10 protein-coding genes are annotated in these 10,196 nt (G+C 64.3%); 1 reads left to right on the top strand and 9 read right to left on the bottom strand.

From position 1 onward, the window contains the following. The 4 genes from EYS42_RS16210 to rpsL all read right to left on the bottom strand — a co-directional run. Positions 1 to 145 (bottom strand): GTP-binding protein (locus EYS42_RS16210; RefSeq protein ID WP_230411639.1); only part of this gene is annotated, 145 nt, incomplete at its 3' end. 161 nt (positions 146 to 306) lie between these two features. Next, entirely contained in the window at positions 307 to 2,415 is a 2,109-nt protein-coding gene (gene fusA, locus EYS42_RS16205) for an elongation factor G (protein WP_130969240.1), read from the bottom strand. 105 nt (positions 2,416 to 2,520) lie between these two features. Continuing rightward, on the bottom strand, positions 2,521 to 2,991 hold the full coding sequence (gene rpsG / locus EYS42_RS16200) for a 30S ribosomal protein S7 (RefSeq protein ID WP_130969239.1): 471 nt from the start codon (positions 2,989 to 2,991) through the stop codon (positions 2,521 to 2,523). 197 nt (positions 2,992 to 3,188) lie between these two features. Next, positions 3,189 to 3,566, bottom strand: coding sequence for a 30S ribosomal protein S12 (gene rpsL, locus EYS42_RS16195; protein ID WP_130969238.1), 378 nt, complete (start codon positions 3,564 to 3,566; stop codon positions 3,189 to 3,191). 239 nt (positions 3,567 to 3,805) lie between these two features. On the opposite strand from rpsL, the gene EYS42_RS16190 reads away from it, so the two are divergent. Then, a complete protein-coding gene (locus tag EYS42_RS16190; protein WP_508609392.1) occupies positions 3,806 to 4,195 on the top strand; it encodes a phage holin family protein in 390 nt (129 codons plus the stop codon). A 66-nt stretch (positions 4,196 to 4,261) separates the two neighbouring features. Here the strand turns inward: EYS42_RS16190 and EYS42_RS16185 are convergent, their stop codons facing one another. The 5 genes from EYS42_RS16185 to thiL all read right to left on the bottom strand — a co-directional run bounded on the left by EYS42_RS16185 (position 4,262) and on the right by thiL (position 10,101). Continuing rightward, positions 4,262 to 6,622: a carboxypeptidase-like regulatory domain-containing protein gene (locus tag EYS42_RS16185; protein ID WP_130969237.1), complete on the bottom strand. Its 2,361-nt coding sequence runs from the start codon at positions 6,620 to 6,622 to the stop codon at positions 4,262 to 4,264. 190 nt (positions 6,623 to 6,812) lie between these two features. Further along, entirely contained in the window at positions 6,813 to 7,934 is a 1,122-nt protein-coding gene (locus EYS42_RS16180; protein ID WP_130969236.1) for a hypothetical protein, read from the bottom strand. Positions 7,935 to 7,970: 36 nt separating this feature from the next. Further along, positions 7,971 to 8,480, bottom strand: coding sequence for a CinA family protein (locus EYS42_RS16175; RefSeq protein ID WP_130969235.1), 510 nt, complete (start codon positions 8,478 to 8,480; stop codon positions 7,971 to 7,973). Between the two features lie 35 nt (positions 8,481 to 8,515). Then, positions 8,516 to 9,115 carry a phosphatidylglycerophosphatase A family protein gene (locus EYS42_RS16170; protein ID WP_130969234.1) on the bottom strand — a complete coding sequence of 200 codons (600 nt, stop codon included), beginning with the start codon at positions 9,113 to 9,115 and terminating at the stop codon, positions 8,516 to 8,518. 17 nt (positions 9,116 to 9,132) lie between these two features. Then, on the bottom strand, positions 9,133 to 10,101 hold the full coding sequence (thiL, locus tag EYS42_RS16165) for a thiamine-phosphate kinase (RefSeq protein ID WP_130969233.1): 969 nt from the start codon (positions 10,099 to 10,101) through the stop codon (positions 9,133 to 9,135). Between the last annotated feature and the right edge of the window lie 95 nt (positions 10,102 to 10,196).

Below are 10,196 nucleotides of genomic sequence, written 5' to 3'. Positions count from 1 at the left end.
GGTCGTACGCCTTGGCTTCGCCGCCGAACTTCTTCGACAGCACAGTGGCGATCGCAGCCGTCAGGGTGGTCTTGCCGTGGTCCACGTGACCGATGGTGCCCACGTTCACGTGCGGCTTGGTCCGTTCGAATTTACCTTTTGCCATTTGTTTCTCCAAACAAAGAACAGTTGCCCATGCGAGTTTTAGGTCTCCGGCACGAAGCTGCCATGGGCAGCAGCCTCACCGCACCGGGCACGAGCCCGAGGCGGCGCCGAAGACCGGCTTGAATGTGAGGCCCGGATGCCAGCACCCGGGCCCGCACCGCATCAGTTCTTGGAACGAGCGGTGATGATGGCGTCGGCCACGTTCTTGGGAGCTTCGGCGTATTGCTTGAACTCCATGGTGTACGTGGCGCGGCCTTGGGTGGCCGAACGCAGCGAGGTCGAGTAGCCGAACATTTCCGACAGGGGAACTTCGGCCTTGATGACCTTGCCACCGCCGACCATGTCGTCCATGCCCTGCACCATGCCGCGACGCGAGGACAGGTCGCCCATCACGGTACCGGCGTAGTCTTCAGGCGTTTCGACTTCCACGGCCATCATCGGCTCGAGGATCACGGGCTGAGCGCGGCGGCAGCCTTCCTTGAAGCCCATCGAAGCGGCCATCTTGAAGGCGTTTTCGTTCGAGTCCACGTCGTGGTACGAACCGAAGGTCAGGCGCACGCGAACGTCCACCACGGGGTAGCCGGCCAGAACGCCGTTGCCCAGGGTGTCGATGATGCCCTTTTCCACGGCCGGGATGTATTCGCGAGGAACCACACCGCCCTTGATTTCGTCGACGAACTCGAAGCCCTTGCCGCCGGGTTCCATCGGTTCCACGGTCAGCACGACGTGGCCGTACTGGCCCTTACCGCCCGACTGGCGAACGAACTTGCCTTCGACTTCGGTGACGGTCTTGCGGATGGTTTCGCGGTAGGCCACTTGAGGCTTGCCCACGTTGGCTTCCACACCGAATTCACGCTTCATGCGGTCGACGATGATTTCCAGGTGGAGCTCGCCCATGCCGGAAATGATGGTCTGGCCCGATTCTTCGTCGGTGCGCAGGCGGAACGACGGGTCTTCCTTGGCCAGACGGCCCAGGGCGATGCCCATCTTTTCCTGGTCGGCCTTGGTCTTGGGTTCCACGGCCTGCGAGATCACAGGCTCGGGGAAGACCATCTTTTCCAGGGTCACGATGGCTTCGGGGTCACACAGCGTTTCGCCGGTGGTCACTTCCTTCAGGCCCACGCAAGCGGCGATGTCGCCGGCCAGAATTTCCGAGATTTCTTCACGCTGGTTGGCGTGCATCTGCAGAATACGACCGATACGCTCCTTCTTGCCCTTGATCGGGTTGTAGACGGAGTCACCCGACTTCAGCACGCCCGAGTAGACGCGCACGAAGGTCAGCTGACCGACGTACGGGTCGGTCATCAGCTTGAACGCCAGCGAGGAGAACTTCTCGTTGTCGTCGGCCTTGCGGGTGGTGGGCTGCTCGTTGTCGTCGGTGCCCGACACCGGGGGAATGTCCACAGGCGAGGGCAGGTAGTCGATCACGGCGTCCAGCATGCGCTGCACGCCCTTGTTCTTGAAGGCGGTGCCGCACAGCATGGGCTGGATTTCGCCAGCGATGGTGCGGGTGCGCAGAGCCAGCTTGATCTCTTCTTCAGACAAGTCACCTTCTTCCAGGTACTTGTTCATGAGTTCTTCCGAGGCTTCGGCCGCGGCTTCGATCATGTTCTCGCGCCACTTCTTGGCGTCTTCCACCAGGTTGGCGGGCATGTCTTCGTAGTTGAACTTCATGCCTTGGGACGCTTCGTCCCAGATGATGGCCTTCATCTTCAGCAGGTCGATCACGCCCACGAAGTTGTCTTCCGCGCCGATGGGGATCACCACGGGCACGGGGTTGGCCTTCAGACGCAGGCGCATCTGGTCATAGACCTTGAAGAAGTTGGCGCCGGTGCGGTCCATCTTGTTCACGAAGGCCAGACGGGGCACCTTGTACTTGTTGGCCTGGCGCCAGACGGTTTCCGACTGGGGCTGCACGCCACCCACGGCGCAGTACACCATGCAGGCGCCGTCGAGCACGCGCATGGAACGCTCCACCTCGATGGTGAAGTCCACGTGGCCCGGGGTGTCGATGATGTTGAAGCGGTGCTCGGGGTAGGACAGGTCCATGCCCTTCCAGAAGCAGGTGGTGGCGGCCGACGTGATGGTGATGCCGCGCTCTTGTTCCTGCTCCATCCAGTCCATGGTGGCAGCGCCTTCGTGCACTTCACCGATCTTGTGGTTCACACCGGTGTAGTACAGGATGCGCTCGGTCGTGGTGGTCTTGCCGGCGTCGATGTGGGCCGAGATACCGATATTGCGGTAGCGCTCGATCGGGGTCTTGCGTGCCATAGGGTCACTCCAGATTGGACAAAGCGCCGGATGCCATTTCGGCATGCCGGACGCCTGGTGGGGCACTCAGCCAGCTGTGGGCCGGCCGAGGCTCCCGGGGGTGGATCAGAAACGGAAGTGCGAGAAAGCCTTGTTGGCTTCGGCCATGCGGTGAACTTCATCACGCTTCTTCATGGCACCGCCGCGGCCTTCAGCGGCTTCGAGCAGTTCGTTGGCCAGACGCTGGGCCATCGACTTCTCCGAGCGCTTGCGCGACGATTCCTTCAGCCAGCGCATGGCCAGGGCCATGCGACGGGCGGGGCGAACTTCAACGGGAACCTGGTAGTTCGCGCCACCCACGCGGCGGGATTTGACTTCCACCACAGGCTTGACGTTATTGATCGCGATGTTGAAGATTTCCAGCGGGTCCTTGCCGGACTTGGTCTCGACCTGTTCCAGGGCACCGTAGATGATGCGTTCTGCAACAGCCTTCTTGCCCGATTCCATGATCACGTTCATGAACTTGGACAGGTCGATCGATCCGAACTTCGGATCGGGCAGGATTTCACGCTTGGGTACTTCGCGACGACGAGGCATTTCGATTCCTTTCAATGCTTCAGTTGATGCGAGCTTTCGCTTGCATCGCGGAGCCGATCAAAACAAACAGACTCCACTTACTCGATGGTTGCCACACATGCAGCAGGCCATCGCCACCTCGGCTTTCTCAAGAGCAGCATCCACCCCTTGGGTGACGCGCTGATGAAACCAGCCGAAAACTTGTTCGAGAAAGCTGATTAAGCCTTCTTGGGGCGCTTCGCGCCGTACTTGGAGCGCGATTGCTTGCGGTCCTTGACGCCTTGCAGGTCAAGGGAGCCACGCACGATGTGGTAACGCACACCGGGCAAGTCCTTCACACGGCCGCCGCGAACCAGCACGACGCTGTGTTCTTGCAGGTTGTGGCCTTCGCCGCCGATGTAGGAAATGACTTCGAAACCGTTGGTCAGGCGCACCTTGGCGACCTTACGCAGAGCGGAGTTCGGCTTCTTGGGGGTGGTGGTGTACACGCGGGTGCACACGCCGCGGCGCTGCGGGCAGTTCTGCATCGCAGGCGACTTGGACTTCGTGACCTCGACCTCACGGCCTTGGCGCACGAGCTGGTTGATGGTTGGCATCTGGAAAAATTCCGTAGGTTCCCGTTGATGAAACACTTGCAAATCAAGCACTTGGAGCAGCTTTAAGCCGCTGACAAGCCCTGGTTTGGCAAGCACAAAACGACCTTCGAACCCGCCAGCGTGCAAGATTCGAAAGCCGAAAAGCCTTCCATTGTACGAGGCAGCGCGTTTTCCGACAAGTGGGCATGGGTGGCCGCCTGCGGCATACTGCCTGACACCGGCCTGCGCCGGAGGATGACATGCTGAAACTGCTGCTGAAATGGCTGCTCTCTGCAGCCGCCCTGGTGCTGATTTCTCAATGGATCAGTGCCGTGAGCCTGACCGACTACACCGCGGCCCTGTGGGCCGCGTTCGTGATCGGGCTGCTGAACGCGTTCCTGCGCCCGCTGCTGATCGTGCTGACGCTGCCGGTGACGGTGCTGACCTTGGGGCTGTTCCTGTTTGTGGTCAATGCCCTGATGTTCCAGCTGGCCGGGCACCTGCTCGACGGGTTCAGCGTGACAGGGTTCTGGCCTGCCCTGGGCGCCTCGGTGCTGTACAGCCTGTGGGGCCTGGTGATCGATGTGGCGCTGGAGCGGGTGTTTCCGCGACCGAACCTGCCACCGCCGTTTGGGCCCGGTGAGGGCTGACAGACGCGCATGCCATGAAAAAGAGGCCCCGGAGGGCCTCTTGGGATGTGCGCTCAATGCGCCTGATCAGTATTGCTCGAAGCTACCGTCGGCGTAGGTGATCTTGGACTTGTCGAGGTCCAAGGTACCCAGTGCGTACGACTCCGACTTGAACAAGGTGGCGAATTTGCTACCTTCGGACAAGGTGATGCCAAGCCCCCTCGGGGTGGACAGCGCGATGGACGATGTGCCCTCCGACCCTTCGGCGAACAGTTCACCGCTGATCATCACCACATCGTCGCCCTGCGTGTAGTTCCCCGAGATGCTCAGGCGCTCTCCGCCCAGCGTGAAAGCATGACCGATGTTCATGTTGACCACCAGATTGGGTCGCCCACTGACGGCCAGGAGACCGTTGATCGAGATCTGCGGGTTCGACACGCTGTTCTTGCTGGAGTAGGGAGACAGACTGGAGTAGCCGTCAAAGCTCGCCACAGACACGTTGACGGTCCCGTCAAACAGGGTCGCGTTGGCGGCAGAGGTCACCACGCCCCGCAGCACCAGGCTGGTGGGCAGCTGGTCGCCGTCCACTTCGCCTTGGCCGCTGAGGCCCACCGTGCCAGTGAACCCGGCGCCTGCCGCATCGAGCACGCTGATGCGCAGGGTGCCGTCTCGCGCGCCAGCCATGGTCTCGACCGCGCGCAGGCTTTGCCCTTCTGCGTTGTTGAACTGCGACTCGATGTAGCTGTCCTCAAGGAAGGTGGCCGTCACGGTCGGACGCGAACCGCCCGAAGCAGACACCGAGCCCGCCAGGGTCAGGCGGGTGATGGTGTCCGTGCCGACGCCCTCGCCCTCGGTGACCGGCGTGAAGCTGGGGGTGATGCTCAGGGCCAGCGTGTTTTTCAGCGCGAACCCGTTGAGCACCTGAGACAACCCGCCAGCGAAATCGCCACTGAGGGCCATGCTGTACAGGTAACCCCGTGGGTATTCGAAGGAAGGGGCCTCTCGACCAATGGCCACGTCGGCCAGGTAGAAGCCACCATTGGCGGAATCACCAGGCGCGGGTGCCTTGCGCACGAAATCTGACGTGTCCTGCACTTCGAATCTCTGGGTCTCTTCATTGAGGACGACGGTCTGGAGGATCAGGCGCGATCGAACCTTGTATTCGCCAGGCTCTTCGGTTCTGTACACACGGAAATTGTGCTGACGGGCGATGTACTTGTCCGTGGCGTTGTCGTAGACCACGCTGTAGGTGATGCGGCAGCCGATGGAGCCTGCAGCCGATGCGTCGGATGCCTCGGTGTCCCAATCGAGGTCTGCGGGGTTGTTGCCCTCGTACAGGCGGCAACCCACGACCTGGGCCACGCTCGCATTGAAGTTGACGGTGGTGCCGACGTGCTGGCCTTCGTCGAGCAGGTTGGCCGCTGACAACACGGCGCCGTACAACTCGCGGCTGCTGTCGCCGATGGGGTTGGCAGCGCCTTCAATGACCGTGGACACCGTGCGCAGGCGAGATTCCAGTGTGGTGCTGCCATCGCCCACCAGCATGGCGCCGTTGGAACGGATGTTGGCAATCAGTGCCTTGGCCTGGTCGATGGCCGAGCCACGCTCTGAAACATCGATGAGGTCTCTGGGCTGTTGCGTGGTGATCGGCTTTTCTTCGTCGCCGTCATAGTCGTCGTTGAACACGGCGTCTTTGGCATCGCTCAGCTCAATGAAGACGTCCTCGTCCGATGAGCCCGCCTGGGCCATGGTCGTGACCACGCATTTGACTTTTTCAGCCTGGCTCACCGCGGGATCATTGGACGTCGAACCGCACTCGAAGGCCTCTTGTTGCGCCATTCTGGAGACCGCGGCCAGCATCAGGGCCGCCTTGTTGCTGGCGGTGAAGCCGTCGTCGGAGAACACAGGGCGCTCGGCGAGCACATCAAAGCCCACCAGCAAGCGCACATCGGCGTTGGCGGCTTCGATGTTGTCTTTGGAGAGGCCGCCATTGGCAAGCGCCTTGGCAACGGCCATTTCAGAGAACGGGGTGACCTGTACATTGGCCGTGCCGGCGGCATCGGCCACAGCGGCTGCGCGCAGCGTGAAATTGGCTGGCGCGTCGATTTCAGCGTTGGTGGCTTCGTCCACGATCTTGGTGCCCGCCACCGAGCTGACTTCGATCAGCACAGCCGTGCCAATGGGCAGGCCAGTGACGGTGTAGTTGCCGGTCGCATCGGTCGTGGTTTCCTTGAGCACCGCCCCTGAGACCGCATCCTTGACCACCACTTTGGCAAACTTCATGAGGCCCTTGGCCGCCACGCCCGTGACCGACGCTGTCTGCTCGGTGCTGCCGCCGGTGTTGTTATTGGCCGAGCCACCACCGCCGCCTCCGCAAGCCGCCAGTGCGGCCAGCACGGCGGCACCCACGAGGTGCCGCGTCCATGTGCTCTTGACAACCAGATTCATTTGCATCCCCACTGAAACAACGCGCCGACACCGGGATCACTGCACTGAAGGCCCCAAGGTCGATCCAGCCTGCGCGTCAAAAAACTGAAGGCCTTCACATGTATTCACGAAGCGTTACACACCCGGACTTTTCTCGGGCGTGCATTTCGCACGGCATGCCGCACCGCAACATTTCGCAGGTTGCGAAGCGTCAAAAAGGTGTCCGGTAACTCAGGTTCAGCTGCTGCACATGGGCCGTGTCGTCGAGCTTGTCGGCACCCACCAGCATGTGCAGTCCGCGCCAGGCCAGGCCCAGGCGCAGCGCACCGGCCATGGGCTCGACTTCGACCGACCAGGCCAGATCGCCCGCCTGTCGCCAGCCCAGCCACAGCTGCTGCAGGCCCCACCGGCGCACGCTTTGAAGGGTCATGTCACCGGTTTCGTGGCGCCAGGCCACATCGAAACTGACGGTGGCGGGCATGCGGGCATCGAGCGCCTGCACGGTGTACTTGCCGACGATGGCCGCGCGGTAGTTCAGGAAACCTTCGGCATCGCGGCTGGCCACCTGGCTGGTGACGCTGGCGCGGTTGGCTTGCAGTTGCGGCCAGTGCAGACGGCTCCAGAGGTCGTCGGCCGAGAGCTTGAGGCTCCAGCGGTCATCGGGCTGCCAGGCCAGGTGCAGCGACAGGGAGGCCGCATCCCCTCGATCCGCCGGGTTGGCCAGGAAGGTGGTGTGCACCCGCTCGTTGTCTTCGGACAGGGTGAGGTCGTATTCGTAGGTGCCATTGCCCAGGTAGGCAGCCACGCCCTGGGTCTGCGTGGTGCGCAACCGGGTCAGGCGCAGGTACTGCCAGCTGGCGCCCATCTGGAAGCGGCCGACGCGCCATGCAGGGGTGTGCACGGCCAGGCCGGTGCCACGCCACATCAGGGTGCGGTGGTCGGCGTTGTAGCTGCCAATGCGGGTGGGGTCGGTTTGGCCCTGGTAAGCGGCCAGCAGGTCGGCAGCTTCCCCCGACAAGGCGGCAAAGGCTTCGACACGAGCCAGGGCCCCCAGTCGCCAGCCCTGGGCCCAGGTGGGGGCGGCATTCGGCATGCCCAACCCGGCTTCGGCCAGGGCCGAGAGGTAGGCACGCTGCGCGCCGACCTGGGGGTCATACCCTCGGCGCCAGTCGCCCTGAAGGTCGGCCACCGGCATGCCGTTGGACCACGCCACGGCCTTGCCCTGGGCGTATGGCTCAGGCCAAGGTGAGGCCGGTTCGGCCGCCACCGCAGCGTTGAGACACAGACAGGTCAGCCAGGCCGTGAACAGGCCTGATCGGCACCACGCTCGCATGCAGACTCCCGGGCCCTCCCGGGGCCACAACAAAAATCAGCGTAACGCAAGTACACAATTTTTCAAACCGTGAAGTGCGGCCTGCACGGTGCCTTCACGGATGGATGCCCGGCTGCCAGAAAGGTGCAGACATTGGGCCTGGGTGTGGCGCTGGCCGTGGGTGTCTTCGGTGCACCAGGCCACCCACACGGTGCCCACCGGTTTGTCAGGCGTGCCACCGGTGGGGCCGGCCACGCCGGTGACGGCCACCGCGCATTGCGCGCGCGAGTGCCGCAACATGCCCTCGGCCATGGCGCGGGCCACCGGCTCGCTCACGGCGCCATGCTGCTGGATCAGGGCCATGGGCACGCCCAGCAGGTCGGATTTGGCCTCGTTGCTGTAGGTGACCACGCCACGGTCGAACCAGGCACTGGAGCCCGACACCTCGGTGCAGGTGGCCGCGATCAGGCCGCCGGTGCACGATTCGGCCGTGGCCATCATGACGCCACGGGCGGTGAGCACGGTGGCCAGTTCGTGCACCAGGGGGATGAGGAGGTCTGTGCTCATGGGTGGACGCGGGCAGGGCCGGCAGGGGGCATGGGTCAGGCAAAGAAAGGCCAGGGGGTCAGGCCCAGCTGGTGCAGTTTGAACCCGAGGGCCAGAACCAGCAAGGTGCAGAAGGCGGCCACGACATCATCGAACAGGATGCCAAAGCCCTGTGCGTAACCGATGGATCGGCCCTTTCCCAGTTTGAACAGGCCATCGGCCCAGGCCACGGGGCCCGGTTTGACGGCATCGAAAAAGCGGAACAGCGCAAAAGCCAACGCCTGACCGGCGAAGTTCAGCGGCCCGGCCACCCACAGCACCAGCCAGAAGGCCAGCACTTCGTCCCAGACCACGGCACTGGGGTCGGCCACGCGCAGGCTGCGGGCGGTGAAGGTGCAGGCCCACCAGCCCACCACGGTGCCCAGGCCGATCAGCCAGGCCCATTTCAGGTCGGCCGCGGCACCATGGCCCCAGGCCTTGTCGAGCACGGCGAACACCAGCCAGGCCCACAGGGTGCCCACGGTGCCGGGGGCCACCGGGCTCAGGCCACTGCCAGCACCCAGGGCGATGAGGTGGGCCGGATGGCGCAGCAGCATCTGCACGGTGGAACGGCGGGGTGCGTTCACCAGGGTGGCGTCTTCGGCGGGCGTGTTCATGGCGGGCTCAGACGGGCTCAGGCGCGGAAGTGGTCGAACGAGGTCCAGCGGTTGGCCAGCGGCTGGCCCTGGTCGAGCAGGCGCAGGCCGGGTTCGGCGTCGATGTGGCCGAAACGGTGCACAGCCACGCCCGCCTGCTGGGCGGCGGCAAGCACCTGGGCATGGGCCTCAGCGGGGGCGGTGAACAGCAGCTCGTAGTCGTCGCCACCGGCCAGCAGCATGTCGAGCTGCTGCGCCGCGGGCTGGCGGGTCAGGCAGGCACTGCGGGGCAGTTGCTCGGTGTGCAGGGTGGCGCCCACGCCGCTGCGGCGCAGGATGTGGCCCAGGTCGCCCAGTAGCCCGTCAGACACATCAATGGCCGCGCTGGCCACACCGCGCAGGGCCAGGCCCAGGGCCACGCGTGGCGCCGGGCATTCCATGCGGTCGCGGGTGGCCTGGAAATCTTCGGTGCTGAGGCTGAGGGTGCCGCGGAAGGCTTCGAGCGCCAGGCGCGCTTCGCCCGGCTGGCCGCTCACCCACAGTTCGTGCCCCGGGCGGGCGCCGTTGCGCAGCAGGGCGCCGCCGGCGGGCACTTCGCCCAGCACGGTGATGCCGATGGTGAGGGGCCCGGCGGTGGTGTCGCCACCGATCAGTTCGCAGTCGTGCGCATCGGCCAGGGCCAGCAGGCCCTTTGAGAAGCCTTCCAGCCAGGTGGCGTCGGCACGGGGCAAGGTGAGCGCCAGCGTGAAGCCCAGCGGGCGGGCGCCGGCTGCCGCCAGGTCGGACAGGTTCACGGCCAGGCTCTTGTGGCCCAGGCGAGCGGGGTCGACAGTCGACAGGAAATGCCGGCCTTCCACCAGGGTGTCGGTGGACAGGGCGATGTGGTGCCCGGGGGCCGGCGCGATCACGGCGCAGTCGTCGCCATTGCCCACCTGGGCGCGGCGCGGGCCCTGCCCTTCGGGGCGCATGAAGAAGCGGGAGATCAGGTCGAATTCGCCAAGGCTCATGGGCCGTATTGTCAGACATTGGCCCCAAGGTGTGGGCGGGCTGTCCAGCGGGCGACGAATGGGTGGGCGCCGAATGCAGCCTGGGTGCGCATCAG

It is taken from the genome of Aquabacterium lacunae (assembly GCF_004310865.1).
GTDB classification, from domain to species: Bacteria; Pseudomonadota; Gammaproteobacteria; order Burkholderiales; family Burkholderiaceae_C; genus Aquabacterium; species Aquabacterium lacunae.
Note: the sequence above shows the minus strand (reverse complement) of the source record. Positions and strands in the feature narration are given on the sequence as shown.

What these genes read in the sequence shown, in the direction of transcription:
- fusA (WP_130969240.1), bottom strand. Translation starts at nt 2,415, where the DNA reads ATGGCACGCAAGACCCCGATCGAGCGCTACCGCAATATCGGTATCTCG.
- rpsG (WP_130969239.1), bottom strand. Translation starts at nt 2,991, where the DNA reads ATGCCTCGTCGTCGCGAAGTACCCAAGCGTGAAATCCTGCCCGATCCG.
- rpsL (WP_130969238.1), bottom strand. Translation starts at nt 3,566, where the DNA reads ATGCCAACCATCAACCAGCTCGTGCGCCAAGGCCGTGAGGTCGAGGTC.
- EYS42_RS16190 (WP_508609392.1), top strand. Translation starts at nt 3,806, where the DNA reads ATGCTGAAACTGCTGCTGAAATGGCTGCTCTCTGCAGCCGCCCTGGTG.
- EYS42_RS16185 (WP_130969237.1), bottom strand. Translation starts at nt 6,622, where the DNA reads ATGAATCTGGTTGTCAAGAGCACATGGACGCGGCACCTCGTGGGTGCC.
- EYS42_RS16180 (WP_130969236.1), bottom strand. Translation starts at nt 7,934, where the DNA reads ATGCGAGCGTGGTGCCGATCAGGCCTGTTCACGGCCTGGCTGACCTGT.
- EYS42_RS16175 (WP_130969235.1), bottom strand. Translation starts at nt 8,480, where the DNA reads ATGAGCACAGACCTCCTCATCCCCCTGGTGCACGAACTGGCCACCGTG.
- EYS42_RS16170 (WP_130969234.1), bottom strand. Translation starts at nt 9,115, where the DNA reads ATGAACACGCCCGCCGAAGACGCCACCCTGGTGAACGCACCCCGCCGT.
- thiL (WP_130969233.1), bottom strand. Translation starts at nt 10,101, where the DNA reads ATGAGCCTTGGCGAATTCGACCTGATCTCCCGCTTCTTCATGCGCCCC.